20 protein-coding genes are annotated in these 24,588 nt (G+C 52.2%); 15 read left to right on the forward strand and 5 right to left on the reverse strand.

From position 1 onward, the window contains the following. The first annotated feature begins 14 nt into the window (after positions 1–14). Complete coding sequence (locus P8N76_13580; protein ID MDG2382695.1) at positions 15–1,766, forward strand: ATP-binding protein; 1,752 nt, start codon at positions 15–17, stop codon at positions 1,764–1,766. A gap of 71 nt (positions 1,767–1,837) precedes the next feature. Further along, the gene (locus P8N76_13585) at positions 1,838–3,154 is read left to right on the forward strand and encodes a response regulator (GenBank protein MDG2382696.1); all 1,317 of its coding nucleotides are present in this window, start codon (positions 1,838–1,840) and stop codon (positions 3,152–3,154) included. A gap of 1 nt (position 3,155) precedes the next feature. Here P8N76_13585 and P8N76_13590 read toward each other — a convergent pair whose 3' ends face one another. Then, complete coding sequence (locus P8N76_13590) at positions 3,156–5,915, reverse strand: response regulator (GenBank protein MDG2382697.1); 2,760 nt, start codon at positions 5,913–5,915, stop codon at positions 3,156–3,158. On the opposite strand from P8N76_13590, the gene P8N76_13595 reads away from it, so the two are divergent. Then, the gene (locus P8N76_13595; protein MDG2382698.1) at positions 5,914–6,171 is read left to right on the forward strand and encodes a hypothetical protein; all 258 of its coding nucleotides are present in this window, start codon (positions 5,914–5,916) and stop codon (positions 6,169–6,171) included. The genes P8N76_13590 and P8N76_13595 overlap by 2 nt on opposite strands. 4 nt (positions 6,172–6,175) lie before the next feature. After that, a complete protein-coding gene (locus P8N76_13600) occupies positions 6,176–6,571 on the forward strand; it encodes a hypothetical protein (GenBank protein MDG2382699.1) in 396 nt (131 codons plus the stop codon). Here P8N76_13600 and P8N76_13605 read toward each other — a convergent pair. After that, entirely contained in the window at positions 6,568–8,241 is a 1,674-nt protein-coding gene (locus tag P8N76_13605) for an AMP-dependent synthetase/ligase (protein MDG2382700.1), read from the reverse strand. The genes P8N76_13600 and P8N76_13605 overlap by 4 nt on opposite strands. Before the next feature lie 299 nt (positions 8,242–8,540). Between P8N76_13605 and ppk1 the strand changes: the two genes are divergently transcribed. Further along, on the forward strand, positions 8,541–10,739 hold the full coding sequence (gene ppk1 / locus P8N76_13610; GenBank protein ID MDG2382701.1) for a polyphosphate kinase 1: 2,199 nt from the start codon (positions 8,541–8,543) through the stop codon (positions 10,737–10,739). 30 nt (positions 10,740–10,769) lie between these two features. Next, positions 10,770–11,273 (forward strand): histidine phosphatase family protein, encoded by a 504-nt coding sequence (locus P8N76_13615; GenBank protein MDG2382702.1) that lies wholly within the window; start codon positions 10,770–10,772, stop codon positions 11,271–11,273. 185 nt (positions 11,274–11,458) lie between these two features. Here P8N76_13615 and P8N76_13620 read toward each other — a convergent pair whose 3' ends face one another. The 3 genes from P8N76_13620 to P8N76_13630 form a co-directional block, all read right to left on the reverse strand. After that, positions 11,459–11,923 (reverse strand): DUF1080 domain-containing protein, encoded by a 465-nt coding sequence (locus P8N76_13620; GenBank protein ID MDG2382703.1) that lies wholly within the window; start codon positions 11,921–11,923, stop codon positions 11,459–11,461. 186 nt (positions 11,924–12,109) lie between these two features. Beyond that, complete coding sequence (locus tag P8N76_13625; GenBank protein ID MDG2382704.1) at positions 12,110–12,181, reverse strand: hypothetical protein; 72 nt, start codon at positions 12,179–12,181, stop codon at positions 12,110–12,112. Between the two features lie 426 nt (positions 12,182–12,607). Continuing rightward, a complete protein-coding gene (locus P8N76_13630; GenBank protein MDG2382705.1) occupies positions 12,608–13,153 on the reverse strand; it encodes an NUDIX hydrolase in 546 nt (181 codons plus the stop codon). 196 nt (positions 13,154–13,349) lie between these two features. Here P8N76_13630 and P8N76_13635 point away from each other — a divergent pair, with 196 nt between their 5' ends. From P8N76_13635 to P8N76_13675, 9 genes are all read left to right on the forward strand, one after another. Then, a complete protein-coding gene (locus P8N76_13635; protein MDG2382706.1) occupies positions 13,350–14,627 on the forward strand; it encodes a lactate racemase domain-containing protein in 1,278 nt (425 codons plus the stop codon). Then, complete coding sequence (locus P8N76_13640; protein MDG2382707.1) at positions 14,624–15,253, forward strand: hypothetical protein; 630 nt, start codon at positions 14,624–14,626, stop codon at positions 15,251–15,253. The genes P8N76_13635 and P8N76_13640 overlap by 4 nt, the downstream gene beginning before the upstream one ends. Before the next feature lie 168 nt (positions 15,254–15,421). Then, entirely contained in the window at positions 15,422–16,429 is a 1,008-nt protein-coding gene (locus P8N76_13645; GenBank protein MDG2382708.1) for an ROK family protein, read from the forward strand. An 81-nt stretch (positions 16,430–16,510) separates the two neighbouring features. Further along, positions 16,511–18,340 (forward strand): translation elongation factor 4, encoded by a 1,830-nt coding sequence (gene lepA, locus P8N76_13650; GenBank protein ID MDG2382709.1) that lies wholly within the window; start codon positions 16,511–16,513, stop codon positions 18,338–18,340. A 12-nt stretch (positions 18,341–18,352) separates the two neighbouring features. Beyond that, positions 18,353–19,657: a S26 family signal peptidase gene (locus P8N76_13655; GenBank protein MDG2382710.1), complete on the forward strand. Its 1,305-nt coding sequence runs from the start codon at positions 18,353–18,355 to the stop codon at positions 19,655–19,657. Between the two features lie 333 nt (positions 19,658–19,990). Then, positions 19,991–21,724, forward strand: coding sequence for a signal peptidase I (gene lepB, locus P8N76_13660; GenBank protein ID MDG2382711.1), 1,734 nt, complete (start codon positions 19,991–19,993; stop codon positions 21,722–21,724). A gap of 90 nt (positions 21,725–21,814) precedes the next feature. Then, entirely contained in the window at positions 21,815–22,618 is an 804-nt protein-coding gene (gene lptB / locus P8N76_13665; GenBank protein MDG2382712.1) for an LPS export ABC transporter ATP-binding protein, read from the forward strand. A gap of 85 nt (positions 22,619–22,703) precedes the next feature. Continuing rightward, entirely contained in the window at positions 22,704–23,114 is a 411-nt protein-coding gene (locus tag P8N76_13670) for a DnaJ domain-containing protein (GenBank protein ID MDG2382713.1), read from the forward strand. A 439-nt stretch (positions 23,115–23,553) separates the two neighbouring features. Continuing rightward, complete coding sequence (locus P8N76_13675; GenBank protein ID MDG2382714.1) at positions 23,554–24,573, forward strand: hypothetical protein; 1,020 nt, start codon at positions 23,554–23,556, stop codon at positions 24,571–24,573. Positions 24,574–24,588 lie beyond the last annotated feature (15 nt).

Here is a 24,588-nt window from a genome sequence, read left to right on the forward strand (position 1 = left end):
ATACGAAATCTGAAATGACCTACCCATTTTTTTCGCGTTTGGCCGAAATTCTAAATTCGAACCAATCTCGAAGCATTATTTTGAGCGGCAACATCTACGATCTGTTTTTTAATGGACAAGGTTATGTGCCGCTGATTCCATTTGTGGCTGAGAAATCGAAGACCAAAGGATTGATCCGGCTCGTTTACGAGTTGAACGGTCCGATTCGAGCACTCGAAGGCCGTGAGAAGCTGAAGAATGCTTGGATCGCTTGGAAGGCTGGCGTCGATACCGATACGCTTCTGATCCGTGGGATGAAGAGTCGCGGCGAAAGCGAGCTAGAGATTCTCTCACAGCAGTTCGATCGGCTCGTGCTTGACGCGATCGGCAATCCGACGCTTGCGCTCGAAGCGCTCCGACAGTTCACGATCTGTTCACGATCGCATCTGTCGGGTGATTTGATGATCTTGATCGAAGCGTCGGACATGATGATGCCAGCTGGAAGTGGGGACGTCTCGTCACTCAATGACAAACAATTGCATCGGATTGGGATTGTCCAGGATTGGCTATCCGATCCGGCTTTCATGGACGGCGGAGACTCCGTTATTCTGTTTGCTGAGTCCAAGAGTTTGGTTCATCCTCGGGTCTCAAGACTTCCGCAGGTGCTGAATGTCGAAGTCTCGTCGCCGACCGCTGAACATCGATTGCACTACATTCAGCATTATTCTCAGCAGGCTCAGTATCCGCCCAAATTTTGGAGCAGCGCGTCCGATTTGGCGGGATTTACTGCCGGTTTGTCAATCCACGCCTTGCGACAACTCCTGTTGCGAGCTTCTTACACCCGCGAGCGACTGACGCCCGCTGATGTGGTGGTCAAGGTTCAGGAGTTCATCCAATCTCAACTTGGCGAGGAGGTCGTCGAGTTCAAAAAACCGACCCATCGTCTCGCGGACGTGAAAGGTAATAATCGTCTTAAAGCTTTTCTGCAAAGGGAGTTACTGCCCAGGTTTCGAGCTCCCGGGGAGAAAGCATTGGCTGGAGCTGCTGTGGCTGGTCCAATTGGTGGCGGGAAAACGTTCATTTTCGAGGCCGTTGCCAGCGAAATGGATGTCCCGGTGCTGGTTCTAAAGAGCATCCGAAGTCAGTGGTACGGCCAAACGGACGTTATCTTTGAGCGATTGCGTCGGGTTTTGGAAGCGCTGGAAAAAGTTGTTATATTTGTGGACGAAGCGGATACCCAATTTGGCGGTGTAGGAGCTGAAACCCACTCGACGGAACGTCGACTGACGGGAAAGATTCAAGCCATGATGTCCGATCCGCAGTTGCGGGGGCGAGTCGTTTGGCTGTTGATGACCGCACGAATTCATCTCCTGTCGCCGGATATCCGTCGTCCGGGTCGCGTCGGAGATTTGATTATTCCGGTGCTTGACCCGGAGGGAGAGGATCGTAAGGAGTTCGTAACTTGGGTTGCGGAAAGTGTGTTGGACCAGCCGTCACAGGATGATCTCCGAAGAATTGATGAGTTGACGCCTGGCTATTCGGCTGCCGCTTTCGCTTCCTTGAGATCGCAATTGAAAGGCTGCGAAGCCCAGAACATTGACGACGTGGTCGGTATTGTCAACGACTTGATGCTACCGTCCATCGAATCAACTCGCCGATATCAGACATTGCAGGCTTTGGTTAATTGCACTCGCAGGTCACTCCTGCCAGTGCCAGATGCTAACGACCAGGATCGAGAAGGCTGGCACCAGGAAATTCTAGCGCTGGAGGCGCGTGGAATTCATTGAACAATGTGTCTCGTGTATCTACTGATGCATCGGTTTATGCATTGGTTGCAGGAGGCTGAGGGGTCCTATCCATGCCAACAATTCTTCTCGTGGATGATTCCGCCACCGACCGCCGTATGATTGGGGGTGTGTTGGAGCGAAATGGGTTTGCAGTTCGATACGCGGAAAATGGTAGCGGGGCTCTGAAGCAACTTTCCCGCACACAACCGCAAGCCGTGCTGACCGACATGCAAATGCCTGAAATGGATGGCCTCGACTTGGTCAAGGCGATTCGTTCTCGGTTTCCGGAAGTTCCCGTGATCTTGATGACGGGGCACGGCAGCGAAACTTTGGCCGCGCAGGCGCTCCAGCACGGAGCAGCCAGCTATGTTCCCAAGTCGCAATTCAACAAGGTGCTCGTCGATTCCGTCAAGCACGTTTTGGAACTCGCGCGAGGCGATGCAAACTATCGTCGCTTGATTGATCATACTCTGATCAGCGACTTTCAGTTCGAATTGCCAAATGACGAAAGCCTGGTTGAACCACTTGTCGCTTTGGTGCAGCAGATGATCAGTGGTTTGCAGACCTGTGATGCTGCGGGACGACTGCAGGCTGGGGTAGCACTGGAACAAGCTGTGCTCAATGCAATGCACCATGGCAATCTGGAACTAACGTCGCAACAACTCAAGGAAGATTTGACTCGCGAGGAAGGTGAGCAGTCCATCATTGATCAACGACGTGCAGAGGAGCCGTATCAATCGCGAAAGGTTTTTGTGCGTGTTTTGATCAATCGCGACGAAGCGAGATTTGTGGTTCGCGATCAAGGCCCCGGTTTTGACGTGCAAAGCAAGCTCGACGTGTCGTTGGGGGACGACGAGAGTGCCGGGCGGGGGCTCGTGCTGATGTGGGGACTCATGGACAAGGTGGTTTACAACAACGTGGGCAATGAGGTTGTTTTGGCCAAACGAGGTGATCATCTTGCGCCCGTCGCAACTTCAGATGCCTCCCTTGACGAAGAGGAAGATGCTGAAAGCAAGGGCGGTCAAATCGAGCCATCCGATGCGGCAGAAATAGGTCAAAAGTTGGGGGAATTGGTTCCCTTGGACGGTAGCAAGTCGATTGTCTTGACCCAGCCCCGGCTGAGTGTTGGTCGTGACCCTTCCTGCGATATCGTATTGTCGCATTCGGACGTTTCGCACCAACATTGCTTGCTCTACATGTACGGGGGATGGTGGTATGTAAAGGATCTTAGAAGTGCCAACGGGACAAGGCTGAACAAGGTGGCCATTGATCAGAAGCGAATCGCACCTGGTGCGATCTTGATGATCGCCACGCATCAATTCGAAGCTCGCTACAGTCCCTGGGATTTGGGCGCCGTGGGAATTACGCCGCCGGTGGATCCGTTTTGAGCTAGCTGGCAACCAGCTTTAACTCTTGCAGTAGATGTCGTGCGATCAAGTCCAGTCGCTGATAATCTTCCTGACAATCATCAAGCGATTCATCTCGTCCTCGTTCCTCCATTGTCCGCGCTGCCGCGATGATGGCCACGTTTCCAAAGATTCTGGAGGATCCTTTGATGGTGTGAGCTGCTCGTTGCGCTCCTTTGAAATCTTTGGCCTCGATCGCATCGTGCAGTTGCTCCAGCAGTCGCGGGCACTCGTCCAAGTACACTTGGATCACCTCCACCAACAGTTCTTTATCGCCATCAACGGATTCGAGTGCGATTTCCATGTCAAACGAACCGACATCGATCGACTGTGATTTTGACCGATCCGTGTTTGGGCTGGCTTCTGGATCATTCGAGGTCATATTCTTCAACGCCTCGTACATCTGTCTTTTTCGTATCGGCTTGGCCAAGTAACCGTTCATGCCGGCTTCGAAGCAAAGTACGTCGTCGCCTTTCTTGACATGCGCGGTCATTGCAATGATCGGAACCTCGTAGCCCATTTTTCGAATCTGACGCGTTGACTCCAAGCCATCCATCACCGGCATTTGAACATCCATTAGCACGATGTCGAAATCGTATTGAGTTGATTTGATCAGGTCGATCGCTTCCAGGCCCGTGTTGGCAATTGTGACACAGTGTCCCCAACGCGTGAGCAGGCCAGACGCCAGCTTTTGATTTGCCCAGCCATCTTCGACCAGCAGGATTTGAAGTGGTGGGATGGAGGGTGTTGTTTCTTCGTCCGCTTGCATTCCGCTGGGCAGCGGTGACTGAAGCCCCAGCGAGCGAAGGATCGCTCCGCGAAGCTCGGTCTGTTTGGTTGGCTTCAACAATCGTTCACTGATCTTCAGTTTGTTTAACTGCGTTGTATCAAAAACACGTGTGCCGGAAGTCAGCATAATGACGGCCGTATCTTGCAGGCCGTCCATTTCGCGTACTCGTTCGATAAAGCCAAAGCCGTCCATTTCAGGCATTTGGTGATCAGTGAGAATCAAGTCGGGGAGTGTATTTGTCTTAGACATTACGGCCAGTTGGTGGAGAGCCACTGGGCCACTTTCGACAGCTTCCGCTTGCATTTTCCAGCCGTCGAGGGTGCTTTTGAGGATTTTGCGATTCGTATTGTTGTCATCGACAATCATTACCCGTAGGCCGGAGAGCGCGGCCAATTCTTCAGGCGAGTACGACTGTTTTTCAGGGTGCAGCGAAAATCTTACGGCCACATGAAACGTACTGCCTCTTCCTAAGTCGCTTTCGACCCAAATTCGACCATTCAAAAGGCTGGCCAACCGCGAGGAAATGGAAAGCCCCAGTCCGGTCCCCCCAAACTCTCGCGTCGTGGATGAATCGGCTTGTTGAAAGGCCGAGAAAATATTTTCCTGCTTGTTCCGCGGAATCCCGATGCCCGTGTCGGCGACGGTGATGTGGAGTCCTACATTTTTATCGTCCTGTTTTTCTTTCGAAACATTCAGTACGACTTCGCCTTCATGGGTGAACTTGATCGCATTTCCCACCAGGTTCACGATGATTTGATTCAGACGTGTTGGATCACCCTCCAATGAATCAGGCACATCATTTTCAACATGCCAAGCCAGTTCGAGTCCTTTGGCATGCGCGCGAAATGCCAGCGCCCTGAGGGTATCTCCTAGCACATCACGTAAGCGAAAAGAAACGTTTTCCAGCTCAACATGATCCGCTTCGATTTTCGAAAAATCGAGGATCTGATTGATGATCGCCAGTAACGACTCACCGGACGACAAAACCGTTTCGAGATAATCGCGTTGTGTTGGTGTGAGCGGCGAATCAAGTACTAATTCGGTCATGCCAATCACGGCGTTCATCGGGGTGCGGATTTCATGGCTCATGTTGGCCAGAAAATCACTCTTGGCACGATTTGCGGCCTCGGCTGCGTTGACGGCTTCACGTTGCGCTTCTTCGGCACGTTTGCGGTTGGTGATATCTCGCGAGATTCCAAAGGTGCCAACAATGTCACCCCGATAGTTTCGCAAAGGCGCTTTCGTCGTGGACACCCACGCACGGTGTTCACCTTTAGCGTTGATTAGTTCCTCTTCTTTTCCGACAAGCGATCGTCCTGTACGCATTACCTCCCGCTCGTCCTGGAAAGCGAGTTCGGCATGGTCCTCTGGAAAAAAATCATGATCGGTTTGTCCGACAGCATCTGCGGGATCATTTAGTCCAAGGAATTGTGCCTGGGCACGACTGATCCGGATGAATCGACCTCCCATGTCCTTGAAATAGATGTTGTCGGGTGTGTTGGCGAGCAACGCATTGAGCAACTGACGTTCTCGGTCCAATTCTGCGACGGCCTGTTTGTAAGCCGATACGTCCCAGAACATGACTTGGGTTCCGACGATCGTGCCGTCTATCGAGCGGATTGGCGTCTTGCGGACTTCGAAATGACGCGTTTCGCCACCGCTGTAATTGGCCTCGACACCAGAAAACATTTCCCCAGTGCGTTCGACCAACATGTCATCATGCCGATATTTTTCCGCCAATTCTTTGGGGAAGAAATCGTAATCTGTCTTTCCTAGCACTTCTTCGCGGCCCAAACCTACCAGCCGACAGTAGGCATGGTTGGCGAAGGTGATTTTTCCAGAGAGGTCTTTGCGGGCGACATGTACCGGAAGGTTGTCAACGAGCGCGAGGTAAAGGGATTCCATGTCCTTTACCGCTTCGACGTCAGGCTTGCTGTTGGATGGTTCGTCCATGACGTATGACTCGAGTGATGTAAAACGCGACCAGCCGCATCGCAATGAAATGGAACGCGAAGGTGACCCCCAGAGCTTCACAATACCGACTGAAGCTAGGAAAGACAATGATCTGGCGGGCGAATGGATTGGGAAGGCTGAGGCTGAAGAGCTTGTTGTGAGTGTCTCGGGAGACGGTTGTGCCGGTGATGTCTGCGATTTGGTATGCTGGACACAGCTGGTTTGTTGCTCACTCGCCTGGCCACGGGAGCCCTGATTCGGTGCAGTTTTCGCTCAAAACGATGATGATCGCAATCTGCCTTGTTGCCGTCATCTGTGCCGTTAACCTGACGTTGCCTTTGGCACTCGTGAGTTTCGTCGTGCTAACGTTGAAGGTGCTGGTGCCGTCGGCTTTGGTTACCGGTATTCTTTATGGGGATTCGGATCAGCGTGCTTTTTCGATTGGAGCATCGGCTTCGTTCCTGACCGTCGTATTAACCGAGCACGGTGGGACATTCGTCTTGCCTTCCGAGCTCGTCGTCATTCCTGTGGCCGTTTGTCTGGGCGGCTGGTCCGCTTTGAAAACACGCGTCTGGCTTGCTCGTCGTGCGACGTCGACAGTCGAGGCGCCTCCCGTTGCGCGGACCGGGGCAGGCGATCACCCGATCGATCTTTAGGCTTCGCGTTTTCGGTTGTACATGGCTTTGATTCGATCGGCGAAATTCGCTTCGATGATCGGTCGTCGGAGGCTGAGCTTTGCCGTCATTTCCCCGTTTTCGATGGAAAACGCTCGTTCGATGAGAGAAAAACGCCGGACTTGCTCGTGGTACGAAACTGGTTTGAGTTGTTTTTCGATTTGCTGAGCGAACAAGTCCTGCACCCGCTGATCGCTCAGAGCCACGGCAATGTCGCTGGTATCGAGGTCAGCCAGTTGATGTTTGAGCTGTTCGAGATTCGGAACAATTAGGGCCGTCAGGTAATTACGTCCGTCACCGATGACCAACGCTTGGTCGATCAAGGGGGCCTCGGTAAGCAATGACTCAAGCAGGACTGGGGCGATATTCTTGCCCGCTGCGGTGACGATCAATTCTTTTTTTCGTCCAGTAATCCAAACAAAACCGTCCTCATCAACGTGGCCCAAATCTCCTGTGTGAAACCACTCGTTAACGATTACCTCACGGGTTGCCTGATCGTTTTTCCAGTATCCCTTCATGACGAGCGGACCCCGTGTTAGGATTTCTCCCTCGTCGGAAATGCACACTTCCACACCTGGAATCGCTTGGCCAGAAGCACCTCGTTTGAATTGTCGAGGGGTACTCATCGAAATCACGGGTGATGTTTCCGTCAGCCCATAACCTTGGAGAATCGGGACCTCTTGCGTTTGAAAGAAATCGAATAGGTGGTCGGGCAGGGCGGCTCCGCCGGAGCAGCAGTACTTAATGTTGCCACCAAGTAAGTGTCTTAATGCACCGGGTGTTTCTGCTTGCCCATGTTGTTGGAGTCCTCGTAACAGTCGATCAAAGAAGTAGGGAACACCATTCATGATGGTTGGTTTGATCTCCGCGCAATCTTGCAACACGGTGTCGCGCGATTGGGCCAGGGCGAGCAAGCAACCGGTGCCGATCCAGGTGTATAAGTCACAGGTTCGCGCGAAGATGTGACTCAATGGAAGAAAGGACAATCGAGTATCGTTGTCGGCCATTTCAAAGGTTTCAATGGTTCCGATCGCATTGCTGACCAAATTTCTTTGTGTCAGCATCACTCCCTTCGGTTCACCTGTCGTACCTGACGTGTAGAGGATAGTGGCCAAGTTGTCTGCCGTACAGTCGGCAATCGCTGCTCGTTCGATTTCCGCTGCGGCTGGCGATTCGCCCGCCCACCATTCGGAAAGTGGAATTTGTTTCTGCGGCAGATCGTGAGTGCTCGCATCATAATGAACCACGATCAGATCTTGAGGAAGTTTGTCGGCAACGGCCGCGATCTTCTCCAGTTGTTCGGAGCCCGATACAAAGATCAGTTTTGATTCGCTATGATTGATTTGGAATTCAACCTGGGAAGCTGCTAACGGCGCATGGATTGGGACGTGAATCGCTTGAGCCAATTGGATGGCCAGATCAGCAAGGATCCATTCATAACGGTTCTCTGATAATTGCGCGACGTGGTCGCCGGGGCGAATTCCGGCGGCAATGAGTCCGGCTGCCAACCGATGAACATCTCCAGCCAATTCTGACCAGCTCTTGGATTCGAAAGATTCTCTGCTTTTAAACCGAATCGCTGTTTGATCGTGACTTTCCGAAACACGACGAATGAACAGCTGAATGATGGTTTCGCCCTTCAATGGATCCATCGATGGTCGCCCCTTAGATCGTTGCGAGTAGGAAGAATACCTAGGATATCGATTTCACATTCTAATGGTCTCGGTGGCTCCGGAACACGGCAGAGTCGCGCAAACTAACGGTAATTCGCGGGTGATTTGTCGAACGAGTGCACGCGCCGGTTGTCGCGACAATTATGAAGATTCGCCCGGATGACTGCTATTCGGCCGTGTCACGAGTACCATAGTTGGCTTGCAAGCTAAACTTAGTGGAGCCAAATTACGAGGCGATCACGAAGGAAAGATAGGCAGGATCCAGCCGCAATATGTCGATGTCCCAGAAAAAATCTGCATTCAACGAACAAGCGTTTCAACCGGATCATTATATAAATCGCGAGTTGAGCTGGCTCGAGTTCAACGCTCGAGTTCTTGAGGAAGCAAAAGATCCCTCGACGCCTCTGTTGGAAAGAGTCAAATTTCTCTCGATTTTCAGTTCGAATCTGGATGAGTTTTTCATGGTGCGCGTTGCCGGCCTGCGGGAACAGGCTTTCGCATCAGAGGCACCACAGGACTATAACCCGGACGGGATGAAGGCGATCGCCCAACTGCGGAAAATCGCGTCCCGAACGAAGGAGCTGGTTCTGGATCAATATGATTGCTGGACGAACGGCGTGCTGCCGGCCTTGTCCGCCGAAGGGATTCACATCCGACCGTTGATGGAGGTTAAGGATACGAGCCAATTGGATCGGTTCTTTCGAGAGACTGTCTTTCCGATTATCACTCCCATGGCAATCGATCCGAGTCATCCTCGTCCCCGCTACCATAATCGTAGTCTTTACATCAGCGTTGCCTTGCGACGTCGGAGTGGTATTGGACCCAAGAGATTGTTCGCCGTCGTCCAGATTCCTCAGGTGTTGCCTCGGCTGATTCCGATCAAAGAGGGTGAGACTTCGTTCGTTTATTTAGAAGATTTGATCGCTTCTCGCTTGCCCGAGTTGTTTGGAGGGTATGAGATTCTGACTTATGCTCCGTTTCGACTGACCCGCGATAGTGACTTAGATCTGATCGAGCAAGAGTCGGATGACATGTTGCGATTGATTGAAGAGCGGCTGAAGGCACGACGGCGTGCGGATGCGGTCAGGTTGGAAATCGCGGCGGATGCCGACGAGGATTTGATTGAGGCGATTGAACATCAGGAAGAGTTGCGAGCGACCTCCGTTCGCGGCGATGAAATGTACGAGGAGGTTTATCGCATCCCTGGTCCCCTGGACCTCACTGGACTCGGCGCTCTCTATGAGTTATCGGAGTATGAGCATCTGAAGGATCCTTCGTTTTCACCGCGAATCGCGACAGGCTTGCGTCGGCGTGGGGAGGATATTTTTGCTGCGATTGGCCGCCGTGATATTTTGCTGCATCATCCGTATGATGACTTTTCTCCGGTTGTCGACTTTGTCGTAAGAGCGGCTCAAGATTCCAATGTACTGGCGATCAAGCAAACGCTTTATCGTACCAGCGGAGACTCCCCTATCGTTCAGGCCTTGATGGACGCTGCGGAGGCAGGGAAACAAGTGACGGCGCTGATTGAATTGCAGGCTCGTTTTGATGAAGAAGCCAACGTGGGGTGGGCCCGGAAATTAGAACAGTATGGTGTGCATGTTGTCTATGGATTCCTTGACCTGAAGACGCACTGCAAGGTTTCACTGGTGGTTCGTCAAGAAGCTGACCTTGTTAAACGATATGTTCATCTCGGTACTGGAAACTACAATCCGTCCACTGCACGACTCTATACGGATCTTGGTTTGTTTACCTCCGATGAGGATATTGGTGCGGATGTGTCGGCATTATTTAATTTGTTGACGGGTTATTCGCAGGGATACAAATGGCGAAAACTCGTGGTCGCGCCCACTCACTTACATCAGCGGACTATTGAACTCATCAATGAACAAACCGAATTGGCCCGTGCGGGCAAGCCATCGCGGATTTTTGCAAAGCTGAATTCGCTGGTGGACCACCGCGTGATCGATGCCCTCTATTGTGCCAGCCAGGCGGGCGTGCCGATCCAGCTGATAGTGCGAGGAATCTGCTGCCTGCGGCCCGACATCGATGGAGTATCGGACAATATTCACGTGACCAGCATCGTTGATCGATTCCTAGAGCACAGTCGGATTTGTGTCTTTGGACCGGACGATACGGCGAAAGTCTTTCTCAGTAGTGCCGATTGGATGCCTCGCAACTTTTATCGCCGGGTCGAAGTAATGTTTCCCGTGGAAGCACCCGTCCTGAAGCGGCAGATCTTGACAGAACTGTTGCCGGCTTATCTTCGTGATAATACACGGGCTCGACGATTGAAAGCTGATGGGAGTTACTCGCGATTGAAATCTGGTCGAGGGCAGCGGTCATTCCGTTCTCAAACCGAATTGTTATCATCGGATGCACTGATTGCACCCCGCCCCATGGTAGTCAACGAGTCGCAGGATACGCAAAATGATAGCTCTCGTGCGTCAACCAAGAAACGTACACGAGCGAAATAATGACTCCAGATCAGGCAGAGGAATCAGGAAATGTCCGTACTACGACGACTGGTTGTACTCCGACATGCGAAGAGTTCGTGGGCCAGTGGTGCGACCACTGACCATCAACGTCCCTTAAATGCACGCGGACAAAGCGATGCGCCCCGCGTTGGGAGGGCATTAATTGAGGCCGGTTGGTTACCCCAGATGATTCTCAGTAGCGACTCACAACGCACTCGTGAGACCTACCAACGGATGGTCTCCGAGTTTCCGACGGAGATTCCTGTCCAATTTCACGCTACTTTGTACCATGCCGGACTGTCCGAAATTCTCGCCGAAGCGCCTGCCGTTTCCGAGGAGGTGACAACACTGTTGGTGCTTGGACACAATCCAGGTTGGCAAGAGGCCGTTCGCCAACTGTCAGGGGAAGAGATCGCGATGAAGACCGCAAATGCTGCCTTGCTCGAAGGCGAGGGTCTCGATTGGATAGACGCTCTGCAGAAAAGAGGCGGCTGGCGTCTTGTGGATACAATCTGCGCCCGAGATCTTTCCTGACGCGTCAGGCCCGTTTTCTGGCGGTCGTGTCCGATCGTATTGAGGAGCGGTCGATTGACTGGTCTCTCAACGCAATGACATTTCGTTGCAGCTGACCAACCGTCAACGAAATGTCGGGTCGAATTTGACTCCCAAATCGCTGCTGATCGAACGGATATTATAGGAGTGTCTTGGATCGACGCCGTTCAGTCAGTGAGAGGTTTCACCTGAAGATTCTTGTAAAGAACCTTGCTCTTGGGATCGTGGGCTTGTAACGCCATTCGATCGCTCGAGAGTTGACGTTCTGGTCGATCCAAATTGGCCGGTTCGGTGTAGTCAGTGATGGTTTCGCCATTGATCTTCACGACGATGTGCTTGCCCTTAACGATAATCTCGTAGGTAAACCACTCGTTGTCCTTGGCCGGTGACTTGAAATTGTCTTTGACATTGTACAAGCCGGGCGTCTTCTTGGGGTCCGTGTGCGTCGCATTCACTTGCGCCTCGTAACCACGATTGGGCCAGCCGGCATCAACGTATTTGGTGTGGAAGTAGATTACGGAGTTTGAGCCAGGAGTCGTCATGACATCTACTTTGAAGTGAAAGTCTTTGAAGGTAGTTTTTCTGTCCTCGCCGACAAAAAAACATGAGCTCGTGGGCCATTCACGACCAATAATCCGTCTTCGACTCGGAAAGCTTTTGGATCTTCATTGATCTTTCAACCGCTGAGATCCTTTCCTCGACTGCGACAGATCTCGAATAAATTGTCGACGATTGAGAATGAAGTCGCTTCCGCTTCGAGTCCGATCGGGGACAGATGCTGCCGTGACCATGCCGCCTGTCGATTTCCGGCGTGAAGATCAATGCTTCATACCACGGTCATGATAGTCATAACTGGATTGCAACAAGACCGTTGACTTACCGGCATTCATCGCAGAGTAATAAAAGTAAACCTTCGCCATCGCACCTTCTGACCGTTGCACTGACCAAAGGCGAACCTCCGTATTGTAGCGTAGGCGTTCGTCTGGCGTGATGGGCAATGATCGCTAAGCAAAAAAAGCCAGCGACAGTTGGAGGAGAACCGTCGCTGGCTTTACCGCTTCGTCTGGGGCATGAAGGGCTGCATCAGATGGCGGCCCGGTGGGATTCATGTCAGTGTTGGAGAGAATAGCTGTCGTCTCACAAATCAAAGCAATCAGTGTGCCAATTTCAAAATGATGATCGGCTGTTGGCCAGATCCTCGCACAACAATGCGGATTTGTTGTTGCCGCGATGATTACCTTCGTTCTTTGCGTTTGATTTTTGCAGCATGATGATGGATTTTGACCACCCGGGATGAGTTGTGGAAACGATCCGATTTAGGACTGATGTTCCAGGTTTAAAAAATAGAGGCCGGCGTAAACCTTGAAATCCACTTGCACGCCTCGCTCACGTTCTGTTTGCAGCCAGCTGGGTACTTCTGTCAGTGGGATGGTATGAACAGTAATCGATTCGTTTTCGACGCCGCCCCCCGCATGGCGTCGCTGCAGCTGAGAGGCACGCATCAAGTGAACGCCCTCGTCAGTTAGTCCAGCCGAGGATACGCCATCCACGAGCAGTTGCAGTCGGCCGGCTTCGTAGCCGGTTTCCTCGAGGAGTTCGCGACCGGCCGCTTCCTCCCAAGATTCTTTGCGGTGCGCCGGATCGTCGCCAACGAGTCCTGCCGGGAGTTCGATCACTGGCCCGGCGACCGGAATGCGATACTGTTCAATGAGCACCAGATGCCGGTCGTCTGTGACAGCGACGACTCCGACGGCGCCGATCGAATTTGGGCGACGTGCATAGGTCCAGTGTCCGTGTTGCACCAGTTGTAAATAATTCGTTTCGGCCAGGATTTCCGGCTTTGATTCGTTCGTTGGTTTCATCAGGAAAGGGTCTTATTCGAATGGTTTTTGGCCGATCAAGGTTCAATGCGAGAACTCCCGACTTCGCTCTGGTAGCCTGACCAAATCAGATCGATAGTGTAGGATGCTGTGCGAGGAACGCTAGGCCGCTGGTTTGGAAAGGTCGGCTGAAAATTGCGTTCGTTTCATCAACTCAGACTTGTCCAAGTGAGTCATCATGAGTTTGTATTTTGCCGCCGGTTCGCCCACGACCGTGCTGACCGACGAGGATTTACAGCAAGCGCTTGCCGGCTGTTTTCAGCAATTAGGGTTGCGCGAGCGAGTGCTGATTATTCCGCCAGATTTTACCCGATTTCACAGTCAGGCTGGCAAGATCACTTGCATGATCCATGAACAGCTCGGGAATCATGTCGTCGATGTGATGCCCGCGCTGGGAACCCACGATGCGATGGAAAGCTGGCAGTTGGAGCGGATGTATCCCTCGATCCCGCCAGGCTTGATTCGTGTGCATGACTGGCGAAAAGATGTCGTGACGATTGGGCAAGTGCCCGCCGAGTTCGTTGCGGATGTGACCGATGGTTTATGGACACGGCCGTGGCCAGCGCAATTGAATCGGCTGCTTTGGGAAGGGCAACACGATCTGATCATGTCGATCGGGCAAGTCGTTCCCCACGAGGTCATTGGCATGGCCAACTACAATAAAAATATTTTCGTTGGGACCGGTGGCAGTACGGGTATTAATGAGAGTCATTTCATCGGAGCTGCGTACGGAATGGAGCGAATGATGGGACGAGCCGATACACCGCTTCGTCGCATCCTAAATCAAGCCGAGTCGCTTTTCTGTCAGCATTTGCCGCTGTTGTATGTGTTGACCGTTGTGGGGGAGGATGAAAGAGGTCAGCTTGTGATCCGCGGACTTTTTATCGGCGATGATCCAGAGTGTTTCGAGCGAGCCAGTGAATTGTCTCTGCAAGTGAATTTTACCTTGATGGATCAGCAGCCTGATACGGTGGTGGCTTATCTCGACCCCGAAGAATTCCATAGTACGTGGCTGGGTAACAAGGCTGTCTATCGGACTCGACTGTTAATTGCCGATGAGGGCGAATTGATTGTGCTGGCGCCCGGAGTGAAAACATTCGGAGAGGACAAACAAATCGATCTGCTGATTCGTAAATATGGCTACAGAAAGACGGAAGAAGTCATGAAGTTCGTCGACGAGCAGGATGACCTGCGGCAGAATCTATCGGCAGCAGCTCATCTGATTCACGGCTCGTCGGAAGGGCGATTTCGAATCACCTACTGCCCAGGTCATCTGACAGAAGCCGAAGTCCGAGGCGTGGGTTATCAGTATGGAGATTTGACGGAGATGATTGAGACTTACAATCCAGAACGACTTTCTGATGGCTGGAATGACGTTGAGGGGAAACGGATTTTCTTCGTCCGAAATCCCGCACTCGGTCTCTGGGCGTCGAAAGCGAGGTTGACCAACGGATGACAAAAGAAATTGAACGTCGGCCCTGGCAACGTGTGATTGATGGAGTTGCTCGAGCAGTGCGGCTGGGCCGAATGCCAGAGGGGATTGAAGAGCATCGAGGACAAATTGTATTTCCCGGTGCCTTCAACCCGATGCACGCGGGCCATCAACGGATGGCCGAACTGGCGGCCGATTGGTTTGATCGGCCGGTCGAGTTCGAGTTGTCGATCCACAATGTCGATAAGCCGACGCTGGAATCCGATGAAATTGCCCGTCGAATGGCACAATTCCAATCCCAGCACATTGTTTGGATTACTCGAACTCCCACTTTTAAGGAAAAGGCGCGCCAGTTCCCGGGAGCAACTTTTGTGATCGGATTTGATACGCTGCAGCGTATGATCGACCCGACCTATTACAATCGGGGGCCCCAGGGACGAGATGCGGCGTTGACAAAAATTTACCAGCAAGATTGTCGATTTGTCGTTTTCGGGCGGGAAAGTGGCGGCCAATTCGGAACGGCAGCCGAGCTTGATCTGCCATCCGAATTGGGCGAACGGTGTCGCACGGTGACCTCCGATGAATTCCGGCTAGATATCTCTTCCACACAACTGCGGCGAGCGAGTGAAGGTCTGGCTGATGTTCCCTGATCGCCAATCAGTCCAGAGCTTGGGAGTTTCCAATTGCCCTCCAGAGGGGTAGGCTCTATACTTGCGGTTCCCCCCACCAATGCTCGCGGTCGACGCCGACGTTGGTTTCTCTAGAAGTTCACAAATACCGTTCGCATGTCAGATTCTGGATCGAGAGCTTCGCATCAAATGGAACGGCCGCTTTTCGCTGGCGTTGACGTTGGCGGTACCAATATCAAATTAGGGATCGTTGACAATCAAGGTCAAACGATCCTGAAGCGGTCGATTGCCACCGATGAGGAGCAGGGACCGGCCGCTGCGATGGAGCGGGTTGCTGACCAAATCAAGAAGATGATGGGCGAGCTGAATCTGTCGGCGGACGGTATCGCTGCTGTCGGATTGGCCACTCCTGGCACGATGGATCTCAAGGCCGGTTTACTGTTGCACCCGCATAATCTGCCACATTGGTGGGAGTTCCCGATCCGAGATTGCCTGCGGGAGTGTTGTCATTTACCCGTCTGGTTTGGAAACGATGCCAATGTGGCCGCTTTGGGTGAATTCTGGGTCGGTATCGGAAGCAATCATTCGAGCATTGCTTTCTTGACACTGGGAACAGGAGTCGGTGGGGGAATTATCATCGATTCTCAGGTCATTGACGGTGAGAATAGCGCTGGTAGTGAGTTAGGTCACACGATCATTGACTTTACCGGGTCAGGACGCATGTGCGGCTGTGGTCAGCGAGGTCATTTAGAGGCGTATGCGAGTGGTAAAGCGGTCGTACAGCGTACTCTCGAACAATTGTCTCAGGGGATCAAAAGTGGATTGTCGGATCGACTTGCTGAAGCTGGTGAATTAACGCCACTGATGGTTGCCGAAGAAGCGGAACGCGGAGATTCTCTGGCGCGAGAAATCGTACTCGATACGGCCAAGTATCTGGGGGTTGGAGCAGTCAATGTGATGCACACGGTTGACCCCAGCGCGGTGATTTTTGGTGGAGCGATGAATTTCGGGGGCTCCGACAGTGAATTAGGAATGGAGTTTCTCAACCGTATTCGACAGGAGGTTCGCGACAGGGCCTTTCCTGTGTTGGTGGAACGCACCCGCATCGATTTTGCGACGCTAGGCGGTGATGCCGGCTATATTGGTGCGGCGGGTATGGCGCGAAATGGGCAGCAAAGTTCTTCGATCAATGAATGACCGTCGGTTGTCGGTCGGTCATTCTTGTTCAATGTCGATTTGATTGTAGGTTTCCAAAACGTTTGAAGCCCTCGGTGTCGCGTGTCAAAAATAATCCACCCGAATTGCCAGAATATTCGCAACTTTTGCATCGTTGCTCACATTGACCATGGGAAGAGCACGCTTGCCGATCGATTGCTCGAATCTACCGGAACGGTCGAGCATCGTGAGATGAAGGAACAGTTGCTCGATGATATGGAACTGGAACGTGCTCGGGGAATTACGATCAAAGCGCGAGCCGTGTGCATGAAGTTTCGCCGAGATGATGGGGAAACGTTTGAGCTGAATTTGATCGACACTCCAGGGCACGTCGATTTCCATTACGAGGTTTCCCGATCTCTCACTTGTTGCGAAGGTGCCTTGCTGCTTGTGGATGCCTTTCAGGGCGTTGAAGCTCAAACCGTTGCCAACGCCTATGCGGCCATGGAACATGATTTGACGATTATTCCCGTCGTCAACAAGATCGATCTTTCGCATGCCCGTACAGACCAAGTTATTGAGGAAATGGAGCAGTCGCTGGGTGTGGAGTCGGATGACGTTTTGCGGGTGAGTGCAAAAAGTGGAATTGGAATTAGCGACTTGCTGGATTCGATTCTCGAACGTGTACCGGCTCCCGAAGGCGATCCTGATGGGGGGCTTCAAGCGATGGTCTTCGACTCGAACTATGATCGTTTTCGTGGTGCCATCACCTATGTTCGAATCATGAATGGAACAATTTGCAAAGGTGAAAAGCTGCGATTCATGCGCGCCGGCACCACGCACGAAGTCATCGAAGTCGGACAGTTTACGCCCCAACGAGAAGCTTGTGATGCCTTGCATGCGGGGCAGGTGGGGTATTTGATCTGTAACATCAAATCAATAGATGCCGTCCATATCGGAGACACGATTTGCCATGCGGCGGATGAGTCGATTGAAGCACTGATCGGATATCAGGAACCGAAGCGGATGGTCTACTGCGGTTTGTTCCCATCCGATGGGCAAGATTTTGAAGAACTGCGCGACGCGCTCAATCGACTCTCGATTAATGACCCCAGCTTTGAGTTCGAACCCGAGACGAGCGAGGCTTTAGGTTTTGGCTTTCGTTGCGGATTCCTGGGTTTGCTGCACATGGAAATCGTACAACAACGCCTGGAGCAGGAATCGGATATCGACTTGGTGCAAACCGCACCCAATGTGACCTATGAGGTTGTCAAAAGTAGGACGGGTGAAACGGTCGAGATTCATCGTCCCCAAGAGGTACCCGATTCGGGCGATATTGACGAATTTCGTCAACCAATCGTGCGCGTCAATCTGGTGCAACCCACCGAGTTCATCGGCCCTGTGATGCAACTCTGTCAGGATCGTCGAGGAATCCTGATTCGGACGGAGTACCTGTCACCCACTCGAGCCATGTTGACCTACGACTTGCCCCTGGCGGAAGTCATCTACGATCTGCACGATAAATTGAAAAGTGTCACACGCGGCTATGGTACGATGGATTATGAGTTCCTCGGCTATCAGCCGGCCGAACTGGTGCGACTTGATATTCTCGTTAACGGCAACCGCGTCGATGCACTCTCCGTCATCTGCGATCGTCGTGATGCGGATCGTCGAGGTCGTGCCGTTGTTAAAAAATTGAAGAATGAGATAGATCGACACATGTTCGAAGTGGCTGTGCAAGCTGCGATCGGATCTCGCGTGATTGCTCGTGAAACGGTGCCTGCCATGCGAAAGAATGTTACCGCCAAATGCTACGGTGGTGATATCTCGCGAAAACGTAAGTTGTGGGCCAAGCAACGCGAGGGAAAAAAACGGATGAAGTCGATTGGGCAGGTCGACATCCCACAGAAAGCCTTTATGGCCGTGCTCGATACGGGTGAGGCCAAAAAGTAAGGTCCGTTTCGAATGGCCCACGCCGCTTCCCATCCGGAAGAGTCTGCAGGACGGCAGCAACGATTTTCCATCGCTCATCGCTGGGCCTTTCTGGCTGTCTGCCTGCTGCTCGTCAGCGGTTGGGCCTGTTCACGTCTTGTCGTTCGTGGCCTTGTGTTTCCGATTCGCGTTGTCGAAGGTTCGATGGCGCCCAACTTGTGCGGCGACCATTATCAGATTCATTGTCCCCAGTGTGGATCGTTTTTTCGGGTAGATGCGCTCCTGCCCCATGACTTTATCCTAACCTGTCCTCAATGCGGGCATCGATTTGAATATGAACCCGGCACTCGAATCCCCGGCGATCGTGTTATTCTCAATCGTTGGGATGGTCTCACCGCGAACATTCAAAGATGGGATCTGGTTGCGGCGACCGACCCATTGCATGCTAGGCGATTAGTGGTCAAGCGAGTGGTTGCCTTGCCGGGTGAGCGAGTGTCCATTGAGCATGGAAATGTACTCATCAATGGAAAGCTGGTGAGGAAATCCTTGCCCCAATTGCGGGCGATGGCGATTCTGGTCTCAGATGAACCAGCCCCTCAGAAACGATCCATTCCGTCGTCTTGGCTTCCACTGAAACCTGAGAAGGGATGGTCTCAGCAGCATGGGATTTGGTCTTACTCGAGAAATACCGCGGTCACAGCAGCTTACAGCTGGCTCGTGTTTTCGCCGAGGGAACGGCTTGGCAGGCAACCCACTGCCGTATTCGATGATTATCCCTACAACCAATCGACGTCGCGGCAACTGCAGGTCGTGAATGATCTGTTGCTGACCGTTGAGCCGGAAACAGAAAATTGCGATGAGCTGAAATTTCGGCTGCAGCAGTCCGATCAAGTTTGGGAAGTCGTACTCGATTTCGATCGCCGGGAAATTCAATGGGTCTCCCAGAATGAGACTCTCATTTCGCCCCGGCTGCCGTCGCAGATCTCCATGGTCGAACTGGCTATTTGTGATGGTCAACTGCTACTTGGAATTAATGGCAAGCCCGTTCTGATGGAAGCCGCTGTGGCAATCTGGGGTGTCCGGTCGCCAGTGATCTCAATCGGGGCAAGATCTGGAAATCTAAAGCTCAAACGATTGTCGGTGGCAAGAGATGTCTTTTATCTGCCTCCAAGGCGGACCCTCTTAGAAAATGATTTTTCCTGGCAATTATCGAAAGAGGAATTTTTCTTGCTCGGCGACAACTGTCCGATCTCAATCGACAGTCGCGACCCGCGCTATGGCCCGTTTGACAAATCGCACCTGCTGGGCACGGTGCGTCGCCTGCAGCGGGCCAGGTGATTACGAACCGAACCGTACGAATTGCCTCTTCGTACTCGAAATGGCGGGTGAACTGCCAAAAGCTAGCTCTGCAAGCGGCCAACGGCTCCTTTTTCCTTGGTTTTGCGCGAGTCGATCCACACTGGCGTTAAGATCCCCAGACAAAATCGAGCCCCAATCCGAACCGCACGGGGCCGAACCAAAGTATCGAACGAATCACATTTCAGCTATTATTTTGATCCTCTGTTGCCGGAGTAGAATTGGGTCGGCACAATCGGCCCAGGCCAGTTCGCCGGTGATGCGACGAATTCGACATCCTCTTGAGAAATGGTTAGGCCGCCAGCAGGCGTATTTATGGCGAAAAACAAAGTAAACAAAGTAAACAAAGTAGCAGCGAAGAAGGGCGGCACTCCGTCGGATTCAGCCAAAGGTTGGCGCGAAGCGATCGAGTCAATTGTGATCGCGATTGTTTTGGCGTTTCTGTTTCGTGCCTTCGAAGCAGAAGCATTCGTGATTCCGACCGGTTCGATGGCACCTACTCTGCAGGGTCGGCACAAGGATGTCAAATGTCCTGATTGCAACTATCGGTATCGCGCGGGTGCGAGCATCGATACGGAGGTGAGAGACGGACCTGTTGTGGCGACGACTTGCCCAATGTGTTTTTTCACAAAGGAACTCGAGCCTGGTACGGCAAGCGACTATTCTCATACCGGCGACCGAATCCTCGTCAACAAGTTTGCTTACGAGAAACCGTTTGGGGATCCGAAACGCTGGGATGTGATCGTTTTTAAATTCCCTGGAAACGCGAAACAAAACTACATTAAACGATTGGTCGGTTTACCGGACGAGACGATCAAGATTCGACATGGTGACATCTTCGTGCAGACTGACGAGGAGGAGTCGTTCAGCATTGCGAGAAAGTCTCCAGAGAAACTCAAGCACATGTTGCAGTTGGTGCACGACACCAAGTATCTGTCGCCTCAGTTGCGAGAATTGGGATGGCCTTTGCGTTGGCAGCCAATGAGTTCAACAACTGGCTGGTCAACCGATGATGGTGGGCATTCCTATCATTGTCAGTCAAAAGGCGAAGAGGATTGGATTCGTTATCGACATTACCCCATCAGTTTCGATCAGTGGAGTCGTCTATTAGAACGATATGAAAGTGGTCAAAGGGACTTGGGGAATATTCGTCCCGAACCGACTTTGATCACTGATTTTTATGCCTACAATTCGCAGACCCGACCTTTGCCTAGTTACCGAGGCTATGGCAATCGAGGTTTTGAACACCCGGCTGACATTGGCCTGCACTGGGTGGGCGATCTGGCGATGGTGGTTGATGTCGACGTCTTGAGCGATCAAGGGCAGATCGTGCTGGATTTGGTAGAGGCGGGACGCCATCACGAATGTCGAATCGACCTTGAAACCGGCGTGGCTACTGTATCGATGGCTGACGGGAAAGCCACCTTCGATGGGGGAAATCGAGAAGCGAAGTCGCAGACTCGCGTGAAGGGAAAGGGCTCTTATCGAATTCGCTTTTCCAATGTGGATGACGAATTACGACTCTGGGTGGATGATCGACTCTGTGAATTTGATGCAGCCACGACGTTTCCCGTTAATCCCGACGATCGGCCGGTCACATCGGACGAAGATCCTGGCGATCTCGCTCCGGTGGGATTTGCGGTCAAGGATGCCGAGGTGAAGGTGAATGACTTTCAAATCCTACGTGATATCTACTACATCGCGACTCGTATGAGCTTTGGTAGTACAACCGATTATCAAACTGATCGACATCGGGATATCATTGAAGAGCTGAAAGATCCTAAGGAATGGCTGCGAAGCGATAACTTGTTTGATCGGAGAAACGAAGTCATCTTCAAGATGGAAGCCGATCAGTTTTTTCCGCTCGGTGACAATAGCCCCTACAGTCGCGATGGACGCCTCTGGGAGAACAAGCATTATGTCGACCGCGATCTATTGATCGGAAAAGCCATTTTAATCTACTGGCCGCACGCATGGAGAGTATCGTTGCCGTTTTTGGAAACCGTTCCGATCTTACCGAACTTTCAGAGAATGGGATTGATTCATTAGTTTGCCTGGAATTGCGTGGAGACAATCCCCGCGGGATTGTCATTGCGATGTGTCGCACTGGCAATCCACGACCGTCAGGGAGGACGAACGTTGAGTGTTTTAAGCGTCAGCGGATTGGTGAAGAACTATGGACGACGCCGCGTCGTTGATGGTGTTTCCTTCGAAGTTGGCAAAGGTGAAATCGTCGGTTTGCTCGGCCCCAATGGGGCTGGCAAGACAACGTCGTTTCGTATGACTTGTGGTATGGTCGAACCTGACGCCGGTCGTGTTGAACTGAATGACGTCAATGTGACTGCCTGGCCCATGTTTCGACGTGCTCGAGATGGTGGGATGGGCTATCTTGCTCAGGAATCAAGCGTCTTTCGGAAGCTGAGTGTCCAGAATAATTTATTGGGGATGATGGAGATGCTCGGTGTGGGGCGGCGTGAGCGAAAGGCCCGCTGCGAAACCTTGTTAGAGCAGTTCAATATTACTCACATTCGCAAGTCTCGTGCTGCCTCTTTGTCGGGTGGGGAAAGACGTCGCTTAGAAATTGCTCGCTGTCTTGTGTCCGATCCAACCATTATCTTGCTTGATGAACCGTTTACGGGTATTGACCCCGTCACGATTGACGGAATTCAGACGATCGTACGTGATTTGTGTGCCAAGGGAATTTCGATCTTGATTACCGATCATCAGGTTCGCGAAACGCTTGAAATTACTGATCGTAGCTATGTCATTCGTAGCGGACGTGTGCTTTGCCATGGTAAGCCGGAAGAGGTCATTAGCCATCCGGAAGCACGCAAGTATTACTTTGGTGAGGGAATTAATCTATCGACTGTTCTGCCCGATCCTCACTTGAAGCAGGCTCAAACTGCTAATCAGACTGACATTGCGGAAGAATCTTTACAATAAAAACGGTTCTTGTGAATCTGTAACTTCATGAAACAATAGCGACCCGAGCTTTCTATTCATCAACGCCGAAATTGACCTCTTCGTGATGGACCTCTGCACGTTCCCGCCGTTCGCTCAAGCAGCCAAGTGGCCGACTTCGCTCGATATCGCTGCAATCGTCGTTTTTGTCGCGATTGTCGTGCTCATGCCACTGATCGGTTTTTGGTTGACCTCGCTTGATATTCTCGCCTACCTGCGGGCACTCAAGGGGGTTCTTGTTAAGATTGCCTATCCGGATTTTGAGATTCCGGCTTGGCTCGAAAATGAAACACCCCCTTGTCTCAAAGCGCTCGGCCTCTCACTGCCCTGCACGGAAGAGGAACTTCGACACGCCTACCGCCAATTGGCGAAGAAGATGCATCCAGACCGGGGTGGAGACATTCAGCGGTTTCTAATGCTTCAGCAACATTTCGAGCAATCGCTCAGTTATCTCCGCCAGCGAGCGGATGATTCTTAACTTCGGAGCCTCTGCTCGAAATGGCTACCGACTCACGGCTGATCTCTAAGTACCTGCGCTGAAAAGGCTTACTGATTGGCGTCCAGAGATCTACGGGCTCTGGAAAAAGCTTGACGGGGTACATGGCCCAATTAGACTGAATCATTGGAGGGATAGGGAAACTGCACAGTCTGTGCTGTTTTCGTGTGGACGCTTGAGGAGGCGCTAATGATGTCATTAAAACCCGAATTCACGAAAAGATGCCAGGCTGCCCTGCGCGCCGACGTCGCATAAGCGATGTCGCGCAGAGTGCCCTGGCATTTTTTTTTGGCCACGCACGGCGGCTGACTCGGATCGGCCTGTCATCCGTTGATATGGCGGAGCGTCGCGTACGGAAATCCTGCTCCCACGTGTAGAAGTTGACCCTGATTTACTTTTGAAAGGTACGGCGGAGCGACTAATGAATCGAATTACCATAGCGACAGCGCTAATCGGCGCTGTGGCGGCCGCACCGAGTTGGGCGGCGGGCATCTTGCCGGGAATCGGCGGGAGCGTGATCCAACTTCAATCGGCGGATCCCGTGACTGGGGTCAATTTGAAACTTTTCTTGGACGATGGTGATGGGGTGTTCGATGTGGCACTCGATACCATTGTGGCTGGAATGACCACTGACGCGGACGGTGTCTACCAGTTCGACGATTTGAACCCGCTTTCTCGATACTTTGTCGAGCGTCCTCCGCAAGAAATCTTGGACATTGCGCAACCGGGTGAAGTAAGTGGATTGTTGGCGCCTTTTCAATCGTCGTTGACGGTTGACGATTTTGCCAATCATCAGACGGCTCAAGCCAACCCGATTACGCCGGCTGCCACATCCTCTTTGAATGATCCTGGTTCTTCGGTCTTGGGATACGAACGGGACATCTACGTTGAACTGTTGGCGGGCATTGGTGAAGTTTCGCTGAGATCGAATGCGTTTGGTGTGGATGTTTCTCAATACGATACATCTTCGGGCGTACAGGGGCGCGGGGTAATCACGTGGGATGGAATTGATGGATCCGGCAGTCTGAAGCCCAGCTTAGGCCTGGGTAACATTGATTTGACGATGAATGGTGACGCCACCGGTTTGCTCTTCAAAACGGGGATTGACCGCACGGGTGCGGGCGAGAAGTTGGTGATCCGACTTTTCAAAGATAGTGCGGATGAGTATTCGGAGGCATCCGCTTTGATTCCCATCACCGATGGTACTGCGACAGCCTCCGCCTTTATTCCCTACAACAGTTTTGTTGGGTCGGTAGAGCCAACTGACATCAACGCGATCCAGATGTTGGTGGGGGAGGGATCAAAGTCAATTGATGCTCAAATTGAGTCCGTCGTGTCGGCCGGACCGACGTCCCAAAACTTTGTCGTGGTGCCCGAACCGGCTTCGCTGCTCATCTTAATCTTGGGCCTTTTCGGCATATTCGCCTTTCCAAGGAACTGATCGATCATGAAAGAT

This window comes from Pirellulaceae bacterium, assembly GCA_029243025.1.
Lineage (GTDB): Bacteria > Planctomycetota > Planctomycetia > Pirellulales > Pirellulaceae.